At 55.3% G+C, this 20,988-nt stretch carries 17 protein-coding genes; 3 read left to right on the top strand and 14 right to left on the bottom strand.

From position 1 onward, the window contains the following. Positions 1 to 97 precede the first annotated feature (97 nt). Positions 98 to 1,474: an MFS transporter gene (locus tag D467_RS0112035; protein WP_018917769.1), complete on the bottom strand. Its 1,377-nt coding sequence runs from the start codon at positions 1,472 to 1,474 to the stop codon at positions 98 to 100. A gap of 169 nt (positions 1,475 to 1,643) precedes the next feature. Between D467_RS0112035 and uvrA the strand changes: the two genes are divergently transcribed. From uvrA to D467_RS0112050, 3 genes are all read left to right on the top strand, one after another. Next, on the top strand, positions 1,644 to 4,487 hold the full coding sequence (gene uvrA / locus D467_RS0112040) for an excinuclease ABC subunit UvrA (protein WP_018917770.1): 2,844 nt from the start codon (positions 1,644 to 1,646) through the stop codon (positions 4,485 to 4,487). 168 nt (positions 4,488 to 4,655) lie between these two features. Continuing rightward, on the top strand, positions 4,656 to 5,399 hold the full coding sequence (locus tag D467_RS0112045; protein ID WP_018917771.1) for a Crp/Fnr family transcriptional regulator: 744 nt from the start codon (positions 4,656 to 4,658) through the stop codon (positions 5,397 to 5,399). 91 nt (positions 5,400 to 5,490) lie between these two features. Beyond that, positions 5,491 to 6,030 carry a hypothetical protein gene (locus D467_RS0112050; RefSeq protein WP_018917772.1) on the top strand — a complete coding sequence of 180 codons (540 nt, stop codon included), beginning with the start codon at positions 5,491 to 5,493 and terminating at the stop codon, positions 6,028 to 6,030. A gap of 34 nt (positions 6,031 to 6,064) precedes the next feature. Here D467_RS0112050 and D467_RS0112055 read toward each other — a convergent pair whose 3' ends face one another. The 13 genes from D467_RS0112055 to D467_RS0112115 form a co-directional block, all read right to left on the bottom strand. Then, positions 6,065 to 8,071, bottom strand: coding sequence for a sensor domain-containing diguanylate cyclase (locus D467_RS0112055; protein WP_018917773.1), 2,007 nt, complete (start codon positions 8,069 to 8,071; stop codon positions 6,065 to 6,067). Positions 8,072 to 8,095: 24 nt separating this feature from the next. After that, positions 8,096 to 8,764: an OmpA/MotB family protein gene (locus D467_RS0112060; protein ID WP_018917774.1), complete on the bottom strand. Its 669-nt coding sequence runs from the start codon at positions 8,762 to 8,764 to the stop codon at positions 8,096 to 8,098. Positions 8,765 to 8,768: 4 nt separating this feature from the next. Further along, the gene (locus tag D467_RS0112065; RefSeq protein WP_018917775.1) at positions 8,769 to 9,587 is read right to left on the bottom strand and encodes a motility protein A; all 819 of its coding nucleotides are present in this window, start codon (positions 9,585 to 9,587) and stop codon (positions 8,769 to 8,771) included. Between the two features lie 39 nt (positions 9,588 to 9,626). Then, positions 9,627 to 10,328, bottom strand: a complete 702-nt coding sequence (locus tag D467_RS0112070; protein ID WP_018917776.1) for an RNA polymerase sigma factor FliA — start codon at positions 10,326 to 10,328, stop codon at positions 9,627 to 9,629. 26 nt (positions 10,329 to 10,354) lie between these two features. Continuing rightward, positions 10,355 to 10,768 (bottom strand): flagellar protein FlhE, encoded by a 414-nt coding sequence (locus D467_RS0112075; RefSeq protein WP_026285741.1) that lies wholly within the window; start codon positions 10,766 to 10,768, stop codon positions 10,355 to 10,357. Between the two features lie 58 nt (positions 10,769 to 10,826). Next, on the bottom strand, positions 10,827 to 11,429 hold the full coding sequence (locus tag D467_RS0112080; RefSeq protein ID WP_018917778.1) for a hypothetical protein: 603 nt from the start codon (positions 11,427 to 11,429) through the stop codon (positions 10,827 to 10,829). Continuing rightward, the gene (gene flhF / locus D467_RS0112085; protein ID WP_026285742.1) at positions 11,426 to 13,591 is read right to left on the bottom strand and encodes a flagellar biosynthesis GTPase FlhF; all 2,166 of its coding nucleotides are present in this window, start codon (positions 13,589 to 13,591) and stop codon (positions 11,426 to 11,428) included. Before flhF ends, D467_RS0112080 begins: the two co-directional genes overlap by 4 nt. A 54-nt stretch (positions 13,592 to 13,645) precedes the next feature. Further along, entirely contained in the window at positions 13,646 to 15,727 is a 2,082-nt protein-coding gene (flhA, locus tag D467_RS0112090) for a flagellar biosynthesis protein FlhA (protein ID WP_018917780.1), read from the bottom strand. Beyond that, entirely contained in the window at positions 15,724 to 16,890 is a 1,167-nt protein-coding gene (gene flhB, locus D467_RS0112095; protein ID WP_018917781.1) for a flagellar biosynthesis protein FlhB, read from the bottom strand. Before flhB ends, flhA begins: the two co-directional genes overlap by 4 nt. A 117-nt stretch (positions 16,891 to 17,007) precedes the next feature. Then, positions 17,008 to 17,703, bottom strand: coding sequence for a protein phosphatase CheZ (gene cheZ, locus D467_RS0112100; protein WP_018917782.1), 696 nt, complete (start codon positions 17,701 to 17,703; stop codon positions 17,008 to 17,010). Between the two features lie 41 nt (positions 17,704 to 17,744). Further along, entirely contained in the window at positions 17,745 to 18,134 is a 390-nt protein-coding gene (gene cheY / locus D467_RS0112105; protein ID WP_018917783.1) for a chemotaxis response regulator CheY, read from the bottom strand. A 53-nt stretch (positions 18,135 to 18,187) separates the two neighbouring features. Continuing rightward, a complete protein-coding gene (locus D467_RS0112110) occupies positions 18,188 to 19,885 on the bottom strand; it encodes a methyl-accepting chemotaxis protein (protein WP_018917784.1) in 1,698 nt (565 codons plus the stop codon). 40 nt (positions 19,886 to 19,925) lie between these two features. Beyond that, positions 19,926 to 20,987: a protein-glutamate methylesterase/protein-glutamine glutaminase gene (locus D467_RS0112115; protein ID WP_018917785.1), complete on the bottom strand. Its 1,062-nt coding sequence runs from the start codon at positions 20,985 to 20,987 to the stop codon at positions 19,926 to 19,928. Between the last annotated feature and the right edge of the window lies 1 nt (position 20,988).

Consider the following 20,988-nt stretch of genomic DNA (forward strand, 5'->3'; position numbering starts at 1 on the left):
GGCGCTCCTTCCATTGTGTTGCGTATAGATAGATATCGGCACGCTCATACATAACTTGCCGATATCACTGATTATTGCCACGGCTACGGCAGCCGCGCTAGGTTTTTGGGGGAATCAGTCTGGCCAGTGCGGCCCTATCAAGCTGCTGACGATTTACCTTTAAATAGACCAGATGCTCTTCGGGTACCACCATGACGTCTTCGACACCTACAACGTCGGCCAGCCGCTCCATCAATAAATCCAATGTATCCGGGGGCGTATCATGCAGGGCCACCACTTCGCTGGATAGCGGCGGCGGCGAAGGCATTTTCCACATCGCAAGCCACCATAGCAGAGCCAGTACCGCACAGCCGATAAAAACGGCGTCAAGGCCCCACACATTAGCCAACAAGCCTCCCAGCGTGCCACCCAGAAAAGCGCCTAAAAACTGACTTGTAGAGTACACGCCCATGGCGGTGCCTTTGGCTCCCGCCGGGGCAAGTTTGCTGAGCATTGAGGGCAGCGTGGCTTCCAGCAGATTAAAACCAGTAAAAAAAACAAATAGCCCTACGAACAGCCAATGGCCATGGGAGAGCGATGATCCAAGCCCGCCCAAACTCACCGTAATGGCGCCAATCGCCAACAGGCATACCACTTTGATCTGCTGTTTTTTTTCAGCCACGATCATGAGCGGCACCATAGCCACAAATGAAAGACCCATAATGCCCAGGTAGGCTAAACCGTGATGCGCCAGCGGTATGCCGGCTTCCTGCAGCCGAAAAGGCACCGCGACAAAAATAGCCATCAGCACCAGGTGCAGTGTAAAAATCGACAGATCCAGGCGCCACAAATCAGGGCGCGTAATCACGCTCTTAAACTGCTGGCGATCCAGCCCCACATCACGGTGGTGCAGCCGCCGGGGAGCAGGCGGTACCCAGCGCCACAGAACTACTAGCCCTAAAAGCGTTAGCAGCGCCGTAAACCAAAACACGCCGGAAAGCCCCGCCCATGAGGCAAGCCAGGGACCCACAACCATGGCAATACCAAACGAAACGCCTATCGATAGCCCTATGGTTGCCATCGCCGCTGTCCGCACCTGCTCGCGCGTCTGGTCGGCAAGCAGCGCCATGATAGCCGCCGCCACCGCTCCGCCGCCCTGCAACGCTCGCCCAATAATAATTCCGCCGATGGAGTCCGCCAGCGCAGCCACGACGCTTCCCAGGATAAAAATAATCAGCCCAAATGCGATAACCCGTTTGCGTCCGATACGGTCTGACAGCAGACCAAACGGAATTTGCAGTATGGCCTGGGTAAGCCCGTAAACGCCTAATGCAAAGCCCACCAGCAAAGGGGTCGCCCCTTCAAGCGCGTCGGCATACAGCGCCAGCACCGGCAGGACCATGAAAAGTCCCAACATCCGGGACGCATAAAGCCCGGCCAGGCCGCTGATTGCACGACGCTCAGAGGCCATTAGCAGTGCAGAAACCTTGCGCATAATGCCCTTGTATATGGTGTATGAGGCCAAAACCCTCGAATAACCCCCCATTCTAGCGGTTTGCATCCACGCTGGAAACGCTGTCCTGCGTTAAGCTATAAAAGCGTTTTTGCCGGGAAGGGGATGGCAAACGTATAATTACTCTTTTGCCGCGCGAGTCGAGGTGTTGATGGACAGCATTCTGGTCAGGGGTGCACGCACCCACAACCTCAAGCAGATCGATGTGGAACTGCCCCGCGACAAGTTAATCGTGATTACCGGCCTGTCAGGTTCGGGTAAATCGTCGCTGGCATTTGATACGCTCTATGCCGAAGGGCAGCGGCGCTACGTAGAGTCGCTCTCTACCTATGCGCGTCAATTTCTGTCAATGATGGAAAAACCCGATGTGGATCACATCGAAGGGTTATCGCCCGCCATTTCCATTGAGCAGAAATCCACCTCCCACAACCCACGCTCAACCGTGGGGACCATCACCGAAATTTATGACTACCTGCGCCTGCTGTTTGCACGCGCCGGTACTCCACGCTGCCCCGAACACGGCGAGGAGCTTGAGGCTCAGACCATTTCGCAGATGGTCGACCAGGTAATGAACCTGGCTGAAGGCACGAAACTGATGTTATTGGCCCCTGTGGTCAAAGGACGCAAGGGGGAGCACTTACAGCTTTTGGCCGAGCTTCGCGCGCAGGGGTTTGTTCGCGCGTTGATCGATGGCCAAGTGCTGGAGCTTGACGATATTGCGCCGCTCGACAAGCGCAAAAAGCACGACATTAGCGTGGTCGTTGACCGTTTCAAGGTGCGCGACGATATTGCCCAGCGGCTTGCCGAATCGTTTGAGACCGCGGTTAATCTCACCGACGGCACCGCCATGATCCACTTTATGGATGGCGAGCAGGAAGACCTGGCGTTCTCCTCACGCTTTGCCTGCCCGGTCTGCGGCTATTCACTTGCCGAACTTGAACCGCGCATGTTCTCGTTTAATAACCCAGCCGGTGCCTGCCCTACCTGCGACGGCCTGGGCATACAGCAGTATTTTGATCCTGAAAAGCTGATTAGCCACCCTGAGCTTTCATTAGCGGAAGGCGTTATCAAAGGCTGGGATCGCCGCAATATCTATTATTTCACCCAGCTGCAGGCGCTTGCCAAACACTACCAGTTCGAACTGGAAACGCCCTGGAAGGATCTCGCCCGTCACGAGCGGGATGTAATTCTTAACGGTAGCGGCGACGAGCAAATCCCCTTTGCCTATGTTGGCGACCGGGGACGCAAGGTAACGCGCGAGCATGTGTTTGAGGGCGTACTGCCTAACATGCAGCGCCGCTACCGGGAAACCGAGTCCAACATGGTGCGCGATGATCTGGCGAAGTACATTGCCATGCAGCCCTGCGCCACCTGCCATGGCACGCGCTTACGCAGAGAGTCGCGCCATGTATATGTCGACGATCGCAACATCGCCGATGTAGTACGCATTCCGATCGGTGAAGCGTGGCGCTATTTTGCCGAGTTAAGCCTGCCCGGCCGTAAAGGTGAAATTGCCGACAAAATAGTTAACGAGATCCACGCTCGCCTGGAGTTTCTGGTTAATGTCGGGCTTGACTATCTGAACCTCGAGCGCAGTGCCGATACACTTTCCGGTGGTGAAGCCCAGCGAATTCGATTGGCAAGCCAGATTGGCGCAGGCCTGGTGGGGGTCATGTATATTCTGGACGAGCCTTCGATTGGCCTGCACCAGCGTGACAATGATCGCTTGCTAAAAACCCTTGAGCGGCTGCGCGACCTGGGCAATACCGTCATCGTGGTCGAGCATGACGAGGACGCCATTCGCGCGGCAGACCATGTGCTGGACATAGGCCCGGGTGCGGGCGTTCACGGCGGTGAGATTGTGGCCCAAGGCACGCCGCAGCAGGTGATGGATAATCCCGCCTCGTTAACCGGCCAGTACCTTTCGGGCACACGCGAAATCAGCGTTCCGCCTTATCGCATCCCCGGTAACCCGGAAAAGCATCTGGTGTTACGCGGCGCAACCGGTAACAACCTGCAGAACGTGACGCTCAGCCTGCCGCTGGGTCTGTTTATTGCGATTACCGGCGTGTCGGGCTCGGGTAAATCGACACTGATCAACGGCACGCTAATGCCCATCGCGGCCCGGGAGCTTAACCGTGCGACCACGCTGACGGCCGCGCCCTACGAGAAAATTGAAGGGCTAGATCAGCTCGATAAAGTCATCGATATTGACCAAAGCCCGATTGGCCGTACGCCGCGCTCTAACCCGGCGACCTATACCGGCATATTTACGCCTATCCGTGAGCTGTTTGCCGGTACCCAGGAGGCGCGCTCGCGCGGCTACAAACCGGGACGCTTCAGCTTTAACGTCAAGGGGGGGCGCTGCGAGGCCTGTCAGGGCGAAGGCATGATCAAGGTCGAGATGCACTTCTTGCCGGATATCTATGTGCCGTGTGACGTTTGTAAAGGCAAACGCTATAACCGCGAAACCCTGGATATCCACTACAAAGGCAAAACCATCCACGAAGTGCTGGAGATGACGGTCGAGGACGCGCTTGAGTTTTTCAGCCCGGTTCCGGCCATTGCTCGCCGCTTACAGACCTTGCTGGATGTTGGGCTCTCGTATATTCGGCTTGGCCAAAGTGCTACCACCCTCTCTGGGGGCGAAGCTCAACGCGTTAAACTTGCCCGTGAGCTCGCCAAGCGCGACACCGGCAAGACGCTCTACATTCTGGATGAGCCTACCACCGGGCTTCATTTCGAGGATATTCGCCAGCTGCTAACCGTTTTGCACCGCCTGCGTGACCATGGCAATACCATTGTGGTGATTGAACACAATCTGGATGTGATCAAGACCGCCGACTGGATCGTTGACCTAGGCCCTGAAGGCGGCTCGGGGGGTGGCCAGATTATCGCCGAGGGCACCCCTGAGCAGATTGCCAAACAGAGCATTTCGCATACCGGGCGTTTTTTATCGCCTTTACTTAAGCGCAAAAAACACAAACCTGCATAACGATTACAACAGGGTGGGTATTTACCTACCCTGTTGTAGATTTTATGTAATAATTTAACCGATAATGCCTGTAACAGGGTGGCTAAGCCGCCTAGTATGTAATTGTATTGCTTAGAGTTATTAGACAAATTATTAACATTTGTTAAGCAATGCTCATGGAGAACCCTTGTGAGCCAAGACCAAAGCTGCATCCTCCATCATTTCAGTCATTACTGCTCTCTAAGCAAGGAAGAAAAAGAGCTATTGGTATCATTGGAAGAAAGTCCTACCGATATCAAAGCAGGCTCACTACTCTGGGAAATGGGCGATCCGGCAAGCGAATTTTGTACATTAAAAAGCGGCTGGGCGTTCTCCTATCGCCACCTTGAGAACGGCAACCGACAGATTTTAGAGGTTTTTTTACCTGGCGATATTATCGGTTTGCGTGAATTCGCTTTTTCCCAGCGATTAGAAAATGTACGCATGATTACCGATGGCGTTGTGTGTCATTTTCCGCATAAGCGTCTTCTCGAAATATTTCGCCAGTCCATATCGCTCACCTCGGTGGTGTTTGCCATCGCCAGTCGCCATCAGGCGCTGCTCACAGAGCGTTTGGTAAACCTTGCCAGACGAAGTGCACGTCAGAAAACGGCGCATTTTCTTTACGAGATGTACCTAAGGCTACGCCAGACCAATAGCCATATTGATGGGCAGTTTCGACTTCCCTTATCTCAAGAGCAGCTTGCCGACATTCTGGGCTTAAGCCCTGTCCACGTCAGCCGTACCTTTAGCTCGCTGAGTGAGGAGGGCCTTGTTTTTCGTGACCGGCACAACCTGACTATCCCCGACCTGAAAGCACTGGCCGAAGCAGGTGAGTTTGATGACTGCTATCTTCACGATGACGTTAGACCGCTTTTTGATCTCTCTGCCTAATCCTGCTGCGTGCCAAGGCACGCAGTTTTTTACGCTGGGCTTAGCTCAACACAGCCTGTAGGCTTTTATTACCTAACGTTGACGACTAACCATGAAACCTTTACCAACTGCCCTGGCCAGCGCCTTACTTTTTAGCGCACCTATAGTATCGGCTGCGACGTTTAACATGCAGGATGTGCAAACGCATGGCCATTGGCAGTCAATGGCGCTTACGCTGGGTAATGAGCATCACTTTCGCGCCGTTGAGACACACAGTTACTCAGACGCCACGCTCAGCCTGAACGCGACACAAAATGTGTGCGATTTACCCTGGCTTGAAATGCGTGTCACGCTGGAGCAACAGCAAGGTGAGAGTAAAACCGTCAACCTAGTCCCCACGCGGCTACGCATTGATGAACACCCCGTGGTGGATACCATGGCAGAATTTATCACTGAGCGCGGCGATGACGGTTTTTATGTGCACTTCTACCTTGGCGACATGCAGACATTAATGACTCAGATGCGTCAAGGCGAACAGCTGTTTCTAGGCTTTGATCAAGGCGAACAAGCACCCTGGTATATGACATTCCAGCTTGAAGGAGCCAACGAGGCTATTGAACGCATGCAGGCCCTTTGCGAGGCGGCGCGCTGAAGGCTAACAATCAAAATAGCGTTTTTTTAGCAGCTTAGGCTATCTCACCGCCAGCTATTTCAACGCGGTCTCGCCCGTCGCGTTTGGCGCGGTACATGGCCTGATCGGCGCGGGCGATTAACGTTTTGCAGCTATCCCCAGGCTGCCAAACCGCAATACCGATACTCACGGTGACCAATTGGTTAAGCCCTGCGACGTGAAGCGTCGTGAGCAGTGTACGTAAGCGCTCGGCTAAACCTAGCGCGGCCTGCAGATCAGAGTGTGTAGCAAGCACCACAAATTCCTCCCCACCCCAACGACCAAAATAGTCGCAGCCACGCAGCGAATTTTCCACCAGCCGTGCCAGTGCTACCAAAACGTCGTCGCCCAGGCTATGCCCATGGGTATCATTGATCATTTTAAAATGATCGACATCGAAAAGCAGCAGTGCAAAACCTGCTCCATAGCGTTTCGCCGCGACAAGCTCTGTGTCGATCGCCTGTTCAATGCGATAGCGGTTCCATACCTGGGTCAACGGATCAAAATGGGCAAGCTGTTCAAGGCGTTGATTGGCAGCGGCTAGCGCCTTACGCTCATTCTCCAAGTGCATGTTCAACATGCCGATTTCGTAACGTGAAATGGCAAGTGTTAAATCTTCGCCTAACTTTACAGCTGCCAGACGCTCAACACGCTGCCACGCTTCGCTGCTGGCGATAATGTCCTCATACCAGGCAGCTGGCGGCGAATTGCATACTGACGGCGTGACTTGGCTGGTCGGCTGCATGGACCAGTAAAGCGCTTCCACCTGCTCGGGTCGAAAAAAGCATAGCCACGCACGCTGCGCCGGATTCATGGGCAGCGGTACGGCCAGCACACCCGACTGCTCTGGCATGGCAAGCGAGCTGGTCAAGGGCTCTTTGGCTATATGGCGCGTGCACCATGGGCCGCTATGCGTATGGGCGGTGCCCAAGCGAATCACAAACTGGCTTATCACCTCAGGCGTGGGCGTCTTTCCAACCTGATAGATGCCGCCTGCAACCCACAGTGCAATACCGTGAGCACGGAACAGCGTCATCCACGTATTGGCATGATTAAACAGCAGTTGTTGCGGGCTTTGAGGTTCTTGATGCGCACTGGTGGCAGGCATCAGGCTATCCTGAACACGCTTTAGATAACGTGCCTCCTGACGAGCGCGCAGCAGGGCCAACCGCTCGGTAGCCATTTGTACCAGGATATGTACTGCATCCCGAACCGAGGCTGGTACCGGGTGCGGCGTCGCCGAGAAGCACGAAAGCAGCCCCCAAAGGCCAGTGTCACGCTGCATCGCCACGCATAGCATGGCGCGCACACCCAGGCGCTGCATATAGCATTGCCGCTCCGGGGCTGGCGCGCGCAGTACGCTCGCGCCTAGATTAACCGGAAAGTCGTTAGGCATGAGGGGTTCGAATGACGCTTTGGCATCTTCAATAAAGCGTACCGGATGGCGCGCATAGGCACGCCGAAGCGCGAGTGGAGTGTCGCTGGCCGCCATCCGCTGCCCCACATAAGCGGGCAGCTGGGCATCTTTAGCCTCGGCCACAATGTGGCTATGCCAATCGGGATCAAAATGACAGATGGTCACACGCTCGAAGCCCGTTAACTGGCGGACCTCGTTGACCAGATAGGTAAGCAGTTCTTCCTGGTTGGCCGCCTCTGTGAGCTTGATCAATTGCTCGTTGATCGCCCCTAATAGACGCCGCTGGCCCACAATGACAAGCGGCTCAATCTCCATGATGACGTGCTCACCGCTTCGGTAAGCACGCAGCTGAAGGCGGGCCTGCTTATCTAAGCCATGGCTGAATACCAGCGGTGCCGCCAGCCGCTGCTGGCCCTGCAGTTCACGCCGAACACGCTGGGCCATGCGCTTACCCAGCAGCTGATTTAACGTTACCTTCTGCGCTGGAGAGGCGCTAACACCGACCAGCGCTTCAAGGTTAGTGCTGGTGGCCTGGATATGCCGACTATCGGCATCAAGCACCAGCAAGGCACCAAATGACTGCAGTAAAGGGTGATGCTTAGACACAAACCCGGCCTTCAGTAAATTGATTCACCCCTCTGACGGTTGACGCAACAATAGCTCAACGCGCCGGTTAGCGGCTCGTCCAGCAGGCGTTGCGTTACTCTCCATGGGTTGGGTGTCGGCATAGCCAACGGCCCGCATACGAGAAATAGCCACCCCTTGACGCTCTAGATGGCGCATTACAGCAATCGCGCGTCCAGCAGACAGCTCCCAATTGGAGGGGAATCGGGGAGTCGCGATAGGAAGGTTGTCAGTGTGCCCTTCAACTGAAATTTGCCCGTCAAAGATTGCCAACGCTTCTATAAGGCTTTCTATCACACCTTGCCCCTGAGCGGTTAGCACTGCCTCACCGCTGGGAAACAAAAGGTTGTCATCAATGCGCAGCGTAACGCCCCCCTGGCCTTGCGATACGCTAACACCCGGAATATTCAAGGCTGCCATTTTCGGCTGCAATCCACTGTGCTGCGGGTACATTCCGCTAGCAAGTGTGGCGGACGGTAGCGATTCTTCCATGCTGGTGCTCACGCCACCGCCCTCATCCACCTCACTGCCACCTGGAGGCGACAGAGCAAGCAGCAGTACAAATAGCGTAATCAGCAGGGTGAGTACGTCCAAGTAGCTGGTTAGCCAGCTCTCATCGCTTTCGCTCTGCCCTGCGGGCATTTCCAGCGCATGGCGAGTATCACGATCCAGCATCTTGTCAGCCTTTTGCCGCCGCACTTGATGGATCAGGTCGCGGTTTTATGCTGGCATCACGAATTTCGTCATTATAATTGGCGATAAACGAATTCAGCGTCTCTTCAATAAATGAAGGCAGACGCCGTTTGGTAATCAGGGAAATGCCCTCCAGCACCATATTCATGGTGATAAGGCGTTCCTCCGTGCGCCGCTCAAGCTTGACGGCAATCGGTTTGAATACCAAGTTGGCCAGCAAAATACCGTAAAACGTCGTCAATAGCGCTACCGCCATGCGTGGACCGATCACATCCAGGTCGCCTGCATCCATTACTTCAAGCATATTCACCAGCCCGACGAGCATACCGATCATGCCAAACGCTGGCGCATAGGTGGCCATGGTGCGAAAAATTTGCGCTTCTGCATGTTCACGGGCTTTTAAACGGGCGATGCGCCAGCGCAGCATATCGAAAATTTCGTCTTCTTTGGTATTGGCGATTACCAGCTGAATGCCGGTACGTAAAAACGGGTTACGTGTATGCACGAGCTCTTTTTCCACCGCCCGCACATCGCCTTTAAACCATAGCCGGGACATAGCAACCAGTTCATTGATATCGTCACGTGCATAGGTGTTTTCACGCCGAAAGACGAGGCCCACCAGACGCACCACACGCAACACTTCCTTTAGCGGGTAGCTGATAAACGTGGCTGCCAACGTGCCGGTCACCACGATCGCTAAACCGGGCAGGTTGATAAAGCTTTCCGGAGACTCTGCAGTAAAAAACAGAACGCTCACCAGCAGTAGCATACTGGCGAATATACCTATCAGCGTAGACGGGTTCATCAACGGTTCCTTGCCGGTTATTGTGTAGATAGAAGCGGTTCAAGCAGAATCGTGTAAGCGGGCCCGCAGGCGGCTTATCGCCTGGCTATGCAGCTGCGACACACGTGACTCCGTTACTCCGAGCACAGCTCCCACTTCTTTGAGGTTCAGCTCTTCCTGGTAATAAAGCGCCATCAGCAGCTTTTCCCGATCGGGCAGCGCCTCAATGGCGGCAATTAACGTTTGCCGCTGCTGCTCATCCAGCAGCTTTTCAAACGGTAGATTGCTGACATCAAAGCTTGCTGGCTCGCCGCCATCGGCGACAAGCTCTTCAAACGGCAGTAACTGGCCACTATTGGTGTCGTTAAGCAGCTGCTGATATTCATCAAGCGGCATATCAAGCTCAAGCGCAATTTCCTTCTCTTCCGGTGGGCGCCCCAGCTGCTGCTCCAACCGGCGAACCGTGTCATCCATGGCGCGAGCAGCCCGCCGTACGCTGCGTGGCATCCAGTCGCGTGTGCGCAGCTCATCCACCATCGCCCCACGGATACGCTGGCTTGCAAAGGTCGCAAAACTAGCCCCTTGAGCGGCGTCAAAACGGCCTAGTGCCTCTAAAAGCCCTACGGTGCCTGCCTGGATAAGATCATCAAGTTCAATGCTTGCCGGTAATCTGACCTGCAGCGTTAAGGCGTGACGTCTTACTAGTGGCATGTACTGCGCTAACAGCTCACCTTGTTTGATTCTGCCTTTTGCTGTGTACATCTTATTGCCTCGCGGCTATACAACTTTTACTGGTAGTTCACGATTACATTTAGCCCCTGCACGCGTACCGGGCGCTGGCCTGGCCTCAATGCAAAGCGAAACTGCAGTGGCGCATCCGCTTGCCTGCCCGCTAGCTGGGTAATGGTACCGCGCCCGCCACTCAGTGCAACGCACTGCTCTGGATGACATAGCCAAGCGTTGATGGCCGCCCCTGGAGGCGCTTCAAGCCGCCAGTGTATACGGTCAAGCATACCGTCAGGCACCGGTGCGCCATTGGGTGGCGCTATCGGCTGACTGCGACTTTCACGATCACTCATTGCCACCATCACGCTGGGTACCGACGCACTCCAGCTACCCGCTGCCTGAGCAGCACCGATAATGCTCAGAAACCCGCCCACAACGCCGACTACCTTTAACCATCCGCTTAGCATACTTGGCATTTCCCCAACTCAACGGTACTTGGCATAAGCCTTACATAGAAGCGCCTATATGTCGCTTTCAGCGCGCCAGTAACAACAAATCAGTGGCTAGATAATGCGCAGCGGCTTCACGCAAATTACTCAGCAGTCCTTGGCGCGGCAAATGCGGCTCGTGCAGCGCCAAAAGCTGGCGTGGCCCGCCGTTTTCACGTGCCTGGCGTAAGACGCGGTACATTTGCGCAAACGCATCAGCCTCGCTGTTAACCCACAGCGCCCAGCGGGTATTTTCAGCGCTTAGCTGAGACAGTTCAGACGCATCTGCCTTGACCACATGAATAGCCCAATCATCAGGATCACCCGCCCAGTGGCGTCCCAATTCAGCCCACTGCGCCAGCCGGCGTTTCACCTGATTGATTGACGACACGCCATGGCCAGGTAAACCAACGATAAATAGCGTTTTTTTAGGCCTTATCAGCGGGCGTTCGGGTAACTCGGGCATGCTGAGCGGGGGTGTGAAGACACTTTGTTCAAGCGCCTCACTGGCCTTTTCAGCTTCAGTTTCCGTTACTTGAGTTTCCGCATCCGCCTCTTCCTCTAAAGACGCATTAGGAGTAGCTTGCGTCTGTTTCAAGCGTTGGGTATCTGCCCATTGGCGCAGACCCGCCGCCTGATCCTGGCTCATACATTCACCTCCTGACTAATACTGCCCAGTTGGCGAATAGCGTCACGTGCCATAAAGGCATACACCAGCGCGTCCAACATGGCCGTATCGCGCCGTTTGCGGCGCGCGCCCAGCAAGCTCAAAAGGTCAGTGCGCAGGGTCGAGGCCGCGTCATCCTCGGCGCTATCCAGGTGACCAACCACAGCGGCCATGCCGCTGGCCATCAATAAACGCACTTCGGAGCTCAGGTCTCCGCTATCTGCCTCTTTCAACTGCTGCCAAGCCCGCTTCGTGAGCGCCGCGAGCCCTTCCCCCTGTAGCTGTATCAGTAGCAGCGATAGGATCTCGCTACCTAAGTGGGCTGGCGTGAGCCAGTAACGCCGGGTAACCACCTTGGCGCTTTCGGGGTCACGAATCTCGCCATACCATGCCAGCAATGCGTTGCCAGCCTCATCGTTTACTTCAGCATAGGCGGTCCATAGCTGCATGTACTGGCCGCGAAAGCGCACGCCAACATGATGGCTGAGCGTGCTTTCATTAAACAGTAAGCGCAGCGCATAACGCTCGCCGTGAAAGTATACTCGCTGTGCCGAGGTAACCAGGCTGATCCAGGTCAGTTGCTGCTCATTTAACCAGCGCACGGTTTCCGGCACGGGTAAGACGGGCAATACATGCGTACACGTTCCAGCCGTTTCTTTTAGATTTTCCAGACGCGCCTGCCAGCCCGCCGGCTGGCGATGCTGAAGCCTGGGCAAGGCAAGCCAGGCGTTCTGCTCATTAAAGCCGATATCCGGCATGGCCCAGTCACAGCCACGTTCATTGCGCCGCGCAGCCCAGACTATCCCTTGAGCAGGTGAAGAATGGGCAAGCTGCCGGTCAAGCTGGGCATCTTGTAACCCGCCCGGTAACGCACCAATATCCCATACGGCTTCAAGAGCGCTGAAGCCTGCCATGCGTTGACGCAAGCGGGTAAGTAGCGATGACAACCGCCGACCTTGGCCCAGCACATCCCGCGACCAGCGGGGCATGCTGACAGGTGCTGGCAGTATGGCGCGCGTATTCATAGCTACCTGCGTTTCCAGCGCCTGATCAATCAGCGACTCAGGCAGTGCCACGCTCATATCCTCAGGCACCTGCTGGCCATGCGAGCTGAACAGCACGCGCATTCCATGGCGTATGACGATATCCAATACCGGTGCTAGCCGACCGGCTTCGTCCTGCTTAGTGATAATACAGTCATCAAGCTGAGCGCCCGCCGCACGCGCGGCCTGACGATAGCGCAGCACGACTTCCTCAAGGGTTTCTGGCTGGCTGGCCGCGTTCAGCAGAAGCACCAGACGAACGGTAGACTGGCCTCCCTGCAGATGCGCAATCTGCTCTATTACCCGCTGATCACGCTGGCTCATGCCGACAGTATCGATCATGACCCACTGCTTGCCCTGCAGACGCCCCAGCAGATCATCAACCGGCTGCTCAGCGTCTAACGCATACATGGGCGTATCCAACAGGCGAGCGTAGATTCTTAACTGCTCATGGGCGCCAATACGAAAGCTATCCGTGGTTACCAAGGCCACGGGGCGCGTGCCATGACGCATCACAAAGCGGGCGGCAAGCTTCGCCGTGGTCGTGGTCTTGCCCACCCCGGTAGGCCCGACCAGAGCAACAATACCGGTTTGATCGAAAAAGCTGGCTTCTTCGTCCAGCACATTGAGCCTGCTGGCCAGCTGGTGACGCAGCCAAACTAGCGGCTGATCACTATGTGCATCAAGCGCTTGCAGTGATTCAGGCAACCCCTCAAGCAACTCATCGCTAAGCTCGGCGCTAAACCCCACGCGGCCCAGCAGCTGATATAGCCGCTCTCGTGTACCCACTGTCTGGGGAGGTTCAATAGGGCGGGACGCCTGTTGGCGGGTAATCAGAGCGCGCATATCCTGCATTTCGCGCAGCAGCCGTTCACTCATGGTCTGAAGAGGATCCTGCGCCTCGACAGGCGGCGCTAGCGGGCTCGCAACCGGCTCTGGAGCAGCCTCGACAGACTCGACGGCATCGTCAGCCATCGCTAGAATTTCAATGCCATCGTCGGTGCGTCGGTTGGCCAGAATAAGGGCATCATCGCCAAGTGTTTCACGTACCTGGCGCATGACATCACGACTGTTTGCTCCAATAAAACGCCTAACGCTCATGCCTTACCTTATATGTGTACAAGAAACCGATGCGTTGATTGCCGACTACCATGCTTAGCGGCCACCCACTGTCGTGGTCACGCGCAGCGTGCGGTCATCGGGTATCTCAGCCTGGGACATAACGACAAGGTGACGCAAGCGGCGGCGCAAGAAACGCGACAGCACGCCGCGCAGCGAATGCTGTACCACCAGCACCGGCGCTTCACCACTGCCCTCATGCTGTTCCAGCGCCTGCTGCGCCTGATTCATCAGGGTTTCAGCCAGACCCGGCTCCATCGCACCATTGCCGTTCATTGCCTGTATCAGCACCTGCTCAAGCTGGGCATCAAGCCCCATTACATTGAGCATCTCCTGCCCGGCGAACCATTGCTGGGTGATAGCGCGACCTAACCCAATACGCACCAGCGCGGTAAGCTCAGTAGGATCTTTTTGCTGACCGGCGTACTCCGCCAGGGTGTCTAAAATAGTGCGCATATCACGAATAGAAACATCCTCTTCCAGCAGGTTTTGCAAAATACGCTGCAGGATAGTGAGTGAAATCGCCTTAGGCACGACTTCTTCTACTAGTGATTTCTGATCATCGCCCAGTTTATCGAGCAGTTTCTGAACCTCTTGGCGGCCCAGCATTTCAGGCGAGTGGCGATGCAGAAGATGGTTCAAATGGGTGGCAATCACGGTGCTTGCATCTACCACGGTGTAACCATAGACCTGAGCGTGCTCACGCTGATTGGTGTCAATCCATACCGCCGGCAGGCCAAAGGCTGGATCTTGGGTAGCCGTTCCCTGTAGTTCTCCAGACACTTGGCCTGGGTCGATTGCCAGCCATTTACCTGGCTGCGCTTCAGCGCGGCCAATTTCAGCGCCTTTCATGGAAAGCACGTAGGTATTGGGCGGAAGCTCCAGGTTATCGCGAATATGCACAACCGGGGGCAGGAAGCCGACTTCCTGGGCAAACTTTTTACGCACGCTTTTAATACGCCCTAACAGCTCGCCTTTCTGGCGGGCATCCACCAGCGGGATCAAGCGGTGCCCTACCTCCAGGCCCAAGGTATCGACCAGTTGGACATCTTCCCAGCTGGCTTCCGGTGTTTCCTGCAAGGCGGGCGGCTCCGCGGTAATTTCTTCCTGCACCTGGGCTTTCTGCTTGTTACGAATCAAGAACCAGGCTAACCCGCTTAGGAGTGCCGTAAAAATCAAAAAGACCAGATTGGGCATACCCGGCACCAGGCCTAATAACCCCATGACCATCGCCGCCAGAATCATGACCTGGGGGTTCACAAACAGCTGGCTGATCATCTGCTGACCAACGTCCTGGTCGGTATTAACCCGGGATACCGTCACACCGGCGGCCGTGGAAATAACCAACGCCGGGATCTGTGCCACAAGGCCATCGCCAATGGTCAACAGCGTGTAAGTGCGTCCGGCGTCTGCAAAGCTCATATCATGCTGCAGCATGCCGATCAGCAGGCCACCGATAATATTTACCACCATGATCACAAGGCCAGCCATGGCATCGCCGCGCACGAATTTACTGGCGCCGTCCATCGAACCATAAAAATCGGCTTCCTGAGCGACTTCGGCACGCCGCTTTTTGGCATCTTCTTCGCCAATCAGCCCTGCATTTAAATCAGCGTCGATGGCCATCTGCTTACCGGGCATGGCATCAAGCATGAAACGTGCGCCCACTTCGGCGATCCGCCCGGCGCCCTTGGTGATAACCATGAAGTTGATAATGACCAAGATTAAGAAGACCACCAGACCCACGGCAAAATTACCGCCTACCAGGAAGGTACCAAACGCTTCAATAACCTTACCGGCAGACGCACCACCCGCATGGCCTTCCATCAAAACGACGCGGGTCGAGGCAACGTTAAGCGATAGACGCAATAGCGTGGTGAACAGCAGAACCGCCGGGAAGGCGGCAAAATCCAGCGGTTTTTCTGCAAACATGCTGACCAGCAGCACCATGATGGCCAGGGCAATGTTAAAGGTGAACAGTAGATCCAGCGCAAACGGCGGCAGGGGCAGGATCATCATGCCCAAAATCATTAGAATCAGCAGCGGCCCGGCGAGCAGCTTCATGCGCACATCGCCCATCCAATCGCGGTGGGTGACCAGCTGGTTCAAACCTTTCATGACTGCGCCTCATTGTCACCGGCACGACCACCGGGGGTTTGCATTTCCGGGGGTACCGGCAGGTTATCGGGAGTTGGGGGCACCTCGCCTCCTTGTTGTGCAACATGCTTCAGGCGGTAAGCCCAGGCCATCACTTCGGCCACTGCGGTATAAAGTTCAGCCGGCACTTCGGCCTCTAAATCCACGTGGTGGTAGAGAGCCCGCGCCAGCGGTGCGGCCTCAAGGCGAGGAACGCCAGCCTCGGCACCCAACTCACGTATTCTTGCGGCAACAGCATCCGCCCCTTTGGCAACTAGGCGCGGCGCGCCCATGCTGCCCTCCTGGTAACTCAAGGCGACGGCATAGTGAGTGGGGTTGGTAATAATCACGTCGGCTTCAGGCACCTTGCTCATCATCCGGCCCCGTGCCATTGCCTGCTGCTGCTGACGAATACGCCCTTTGACAAGAGGATCGCCTTCTGACTCCTTATGCTCGCGCTTCACCTCTTCCTTACTCATACGGAGTTTTTTGGCGTTGCTCCACAGCTGAAAGGGTACATCCATCAGAATCACCACGATCAGCGAAAACACCATCAGCCCGGCGGCTTGGGCCGCCATGTTAAGCGCGCTGGCCAGCGCCTGCTGCACAGGCTGGTCCATCAACGCTAAAAACTTGCCGATATTGAAGTATAAAAAAGCCGAAACCACGCTTCCGATCAGTACCGACTTGGCAATGGCCTTGGCAAGTTCAATAAGCGCTTGTGTAGAAAAGATGCGCTTAACACCGGCAACAGGATTCAGCTTGGAAAGCTTGGGCTGCATGGACTTCGCTGAGACAAGCCAGCCGCCAAGCAGCGCAGGCGCAACCAGTGCAATCACGGTAAGCAGTAAAAAAAGCGGTATCATGGCAAACAGCGTCCTCTGCCCCAGATCCAGCGCATTGACCAGCATCGGCATCTCTTCCATGGCTTGCCTGCGGTCAAAGAGCAGCGCCTGCTCCATGACCATGCCTAATTGGTCATAGAGCATCATCCCCATGCTCCATAAGCCAATGACGCCACCCAGCAAAAGTAGAAACGTGGTTAGTTCGCGAGAACGCGGCACCTGCCCTTCTTCGCGCGCCTTCTCCATGCGCCTGGGCGTGGCCTCTTCGGTCTTTTCCTGATCGCTATCGTTATCTGCCATGCTGCCATCCGGCTCGTCGTGCGCGGCTCACCATAAATTCAGCCGCCCCAGGGGACGGCTGAACAAAACGCCTATTTTGCCAGATGAGGCTTTTTACAATGCCCTAATAACACCGCATTAAAAGCCCAATTCGTCCAATAAATCGTCAACTTGATCCTGGCCGGTTACGATATCAGGCGCATTTTCCTTTATTTGCGGGCCGTTCAACAGCTCTTCTTTACGCCGTGCAGACTCGCTCTTCCATTGATCTTCGGCTTTACGCTGCATCGATTCACGGGCCTGCGCGCCGGGAACGTTATCGATCAACACTTGCACCAGCTGATGCTCGATCTCACGGATCACGTCCATCATCTTCTTGATCACCTGGCCGGTCAGATCCTGAAAGTCCTGGGCCATCATGATTTCGAGAAGCTCTTTGTTCGTGGCGGCCGTAATCGCCGGCACATCGCTTAGGTAGGTGCGTGTTTCCTTAACGAGCGTCTTGGCATCCTCTAGCTCTTTGGGTGCCTCAAACCAGTCGGCCCACTGCTTATCAAGCCCTTCAGCTCGTTCAGCCAGCTCATCCTGAAGCGGCTGCGCACGATCAATGGCGTTTAACGCACGATCAGCGGCCTGCTCGGTCATGGTGGCAACATAGTGCAACCGGTCGCGTGCATCAGGGATAGCTTCAGCCGCTTTCTCGATCTCTTTATCCAAACCCAGCTCGCGCATATTATCGCGCAACATGCGGGTCAGCTTACCGATGCGATGAATTAATTCTTCAGCGCCTTCCTCGGACAGCTGGGCAGAGTCGATCTGCTCATTCTGACTCATTACATTTCTCCTCGCGAACCAGGCCCTTCGGCCCAATCGCTTTATTTACCCATTTTGTCGAAGATTTTATTCAGCTTTTCTTCGAGGGTAGCGGCGGTAAACGGCTTGACGACATAGCCGTTGGCACCCGCCTGTGCGGCCGCGATAATGTTTTCTTTCTTGGCTTCTGCCGTCACCATCAACACCGGCAAATGTTTCAAGGCCTCATCCTGACGGATCTCCTTGAGCATTTCCAGGCCATCCAGGTTAGGCATATTCCAGTCGGAAACGACAAATTCAAAATTGCCTGCACGCAGTTTATTTAGCGCATCCTGGCCATCTTCGGCTTCATCAACGTTGGTAAAACCCAGCTCTTTAAGCAGGCTACGCACAATCCGACGCATCGTAGGAAAGTCGTCGATAACCAGAAAGCTCATGTTTTTATCGGCCATTGTTCATCCTCTTATCAATACACGTCATCTGATGACGGGTTACTTAGTCAGGGTTAAAAAGCTTCCCACTCTGCATGATCGCTATGGCTTGGTGCTGGACGTGTCGCGGGGACAGCCGGTACGACTTTTTTCGCAGGGTGAGAAAGGGTTGAGGTGGCTTGCGCCGGTAACGAAGTACGCTGAGGGGCGTGCGACCCCAATAGCTTGAAGACGGCAACGGCCTCTTCCAGATGATTGGCCTGTTCTTCAAGCGATGCAGCGGCGGCTGAAGCCTCTTGTACCAGCGCAGCGTTTTGCTGCGTTACCTGATCCATCTGGCCGACCGCATGGCTTACCTGCTCAATGCCATCGCTTTGTTCCTGCGAGGCAGCCGATATCTCATCCATGATATCGGTAACCCGGCGCACGGCCGTCACGACATCGGCCATGGTAGAACCTGCCTGCTCGACTAATGTCGAGCCTTGCTTGATCTGGCTCACCGAGGCGTCAATCAACGTTCTGATTTCCTTGGCTGCATCAGCACTGCGGCTGGCGAGGTTACGGACCTCACCGGCAACTACCGCAAATCCTCGGCCCTGCTCACCAGCGCGCGCCGCTTCTACCGAGGCGTTGAGAGCAAGGATGTTGGTTTGAAAAGCAATCGAGTCAATCACGCTGGTAATATCAGCCACTTTTTGCGAGCTGCTCGATATGCCGTGCATCGTTTGAACCACCTGATTCACCACCTCACCACCGTGTTCAGCCGTTGACGAAGCGTCCGCAGCCAGCGTGCTGGCCTGGCGAGAATTATCCGCGTTTTGCTTCACGGTGGCGGTCATTTCTTCCATGCTGGCCGCGGTTTCTTCAATGGCGGCCGCTTGCTGTTCAGTGCGCGAGGAAAGGTCCGCGTTGCCGCTGGCGATTTCTCGCGTGCCGTAGTGAATTTCAGAGCTGCCCTCGCGAACCCGCGTCACGATCGCGGTCAGGTTTTGCTGCATGGTGGCCATGGCGGCAAACAGCCGGCCGATCTCATTATTGCCTGCGTCAGGTACCGGCTGGGTCAAATCTGCCTCGGCAATTTTATCCAGGCGTCTGACCGCGTCATTGAGCGGTGCGGTTACCGTTTTTCGCAGACCGATATAAATCAGTAACGTAATAAACAATGCAATGCCTACCGCAGTGGCGCTGATCAGCGTAAAGAGGCGACCTTGCTCTTGGGCGTTAAGACGAATGGTATCGGTGCGCGCAAAGCCATAATCGGTGAACGCGGTGGTGCTTGCCGCCAAGCTCGCGAGAGGATCGACAAGGGCGTCGCGCAAATCGTTATAGGTATTGATATCCAACTGTTCAAAACTTTCGTGCTGCTGTTTAACCAGCGCTACCACCTCCCGAAAACTGTCAATCAGTTCAGCGCCCAAGACCTCACCTTGTGATGTACGCGGCGTTGAAACAAATTTTTCAAAACGCACTTCGGCCCGCCCGATTCGATTCTCCGCGATCGCTAGTTGTTCGTTGGCCTGGCGCATTTGGCCGACCATTATGTAATTCGATGCGACTTCCATGGACAGCATGGCTTGGTTAAGCAGCGAGTCCGCCCGATTAATCTCGTTAAGCTGGTCACCACTAATCCGGCTATAGATAGCGAGATTCTCTTGTGCATTGCGATCCGATACAAAGCCGATACCTGCCGTCACTATAATAAGCGTTGCAAAACAGACCAGGGCCGCCACAACGGCCATATGGATACTCATATTGCGAAGTAAACGTGTCATTAGTTCATTCCCTTAAGCCAGCATTGTTATGTAAGAAATTTTATACCCGCTGGGCTCGCCCAGAGGCGGCCACTATCGCCATCAGCCGGGCGGGAATGTCATCGAGTGCAGCAACCTCCACCGCGCCACCTACGGCAATGGCTTCACGCGGCATCCCAAAAACCACGCAGGTCGCCTCATTTTGCGCAATGGTAGGTGCACCGGCCTGACGCATTTCCAAAAGCCCAGCGGCACCGTCTTTTCCCATCCCCGTTAAGATCACGCCGATAGCATTACGCCCAGCATGTTCAGCTGCTGAGCGAAACAGTACATCCACCGAAGGGCGGTGACGGTTAACCGGCGGTCCACTATCCAGGCGGGCAACATAGTTCGCCCCGCTACGCACGAGTTTTAAATGCTGGTCGCCTGGGGCGATATAGGCGTGACCTGGAAGCACACGCTCACCGTCGGTCGCTTCTTTTACTGTCATTCGGCACAGCCGATCCAAACGTTCAGCAAAAGAACGCGTAAACCCGCCGGGCATATGCTGGGTAATCAGAATGGCTGGCGCATTGGCCGGTAGAGGCTCTAATACCGCGCGAATGGCTTCCGTACCGCCTGTCGATGCGCCGATAATAATCAGCTTCTCGCTAGACACCAGCGGTGCTTTTAATTGCGCTGGTGGCGGCGTGTTTTTATGCCGCGCCTGGCGTGGGCGTGAGCGGGCAGCCGCTCTGAGCTTTTCAGCGATTTCGCTTGCGTATTCCATCATCCCATGACGAATACCCAAGCTTGGCTTGGCCACAAAATCCAGTGCGCCCAGCTCAAGTGCGCGTAGGGTGATTTCCGAGCCGCTTTGGGTTAGCGATGACACCATCAATACAGGCATAGGCCTTAGGCGCATCAATCGCTCAAGAAAATCCAGACCGTCCATGCGCGGCATTTCAACATCGAGGGTTAGCACATCAGGGTTGTGTTGTTTAATTAAATCCCGGGCAACAATCGGATCGGGTGCCACGGCAACCACTTCCATATCAGGCTGCGAGTTAATAATTTCAGTTAACAAGTCACGAATAAGCGCCGAGTCATCGACACACAACACTTTTATCTTGGCAGCGCTCAAA

This window comes from Vreelandella zhanjiangensis DSM 21076, assembly GCF_000377665.1.
Taxonomy (GTDB): Bacteria; Pseudomonadota; Gammaproteobacteria; order Pseudomonadales; family Halomonadaceae; genus Vreelandella; species Vreelandella zhanjiangensis.

Excerpts from the sequence above, each read along its gene's own strand:
- uvrA (WP_018917770.1), top strand. The coding sequence starts at position 1,644 with ATGGACAGCATTCTGGTCAGGGGTGCACGCACCCACAACCTCAAGCAG.
- D467_RS0112035 (WP_018917769.1), bottom strand. The coding sequence starts at position 1,474 with ATGCGCAAGGTTTCTGCACTGCTAATGGCCTCTGAGCGTCGTGCAATC.
- D467_RS0112110 (WP_018917784.1), bottom strand. The coding sequence starts at position 19,885 with ATGACACGTTTACTTCGCAATATGAGTATCCATATGGCCGTTGTGGCG.
- D467_RS0112070 (WP_018917776.1), bottom strand. The coding sequence starts at position 10,328 with ATGTACACAGCAAAAGGCAGAATCAAACAAGGTGAGCTGTTAGCGCAG.
- D467_RS0112050 (WP_018917772.1), top strand. The coding sequence starts at position 5,491 with ATGAAACCTTTACCAACTGCCCTGGCCAGCGCCTTACTTTTTAGCGCA.
- flhB (WP_018917781.1), bottom strand. The coding sequence starts at position 16,890 with ATGGCAGATAACGATAGCGATCAGGAAAAGACCGAAGAGGCCACGCCC.
- flhF (WP_026285742.1), bottom strand. The coding sequence starts at position 13,591 with ATGAGCGTTAGGCGTTTTATTGGAGCAAACAGTCGTGATGTCATGCGC.
- cheY (WP_018917783.1), bottom strand. The coding sequence starts at position 18,134 with ATGGCCGATAAAAACATGAGCTTTCTGGTTATCGACGACTTTCCTACG.
- flhA (WP_018917780.1), bottom strand. The coding sequence starts at position 15,727 with ATGAAAGGTTTGAACCAGCTGGTCACCCACCGCGATTGGATGGGCGAT.
- D467_RS0112065 (WP_018917775.1), bottom strand. The coding sequence starts at position 9,587 with ATGAACCCGTCTACGCTGATAGGTATATTCGCCAGTATGCTACTGCTG.
- D467_RS0112075 (WP_026285741.1), bottom strand. The coding sequence starts at position 10,768 with ATGCCAAGTATGCTAAGCGGATGGTTAAAGGTAGTCGGCGTTGTGGGC.
- D467_RS0112080 (WP_018917778.1), bottom strand. The coding sequence starts at position 11,429 with ATGAGCCAGGATCAGGCGGCGGGTCTGCGCCAATGGGCAGATACCCAA.
- cheZ (WP_018917782.1), bottom strand. The coding sequence starts at position 17,703 with ATGAGTCAGAATGAGCAGATCGACTCTGCCCAGCTGTCCGAGGAAGGC.
- D467_RS0112060 (WP_018917774.1), bottom strand. The coding sequence starts at position 8,764 with ATGCTGGATCGTGATACTCGCCATGCGCTGGAAATGCCCGCAGGGCAG.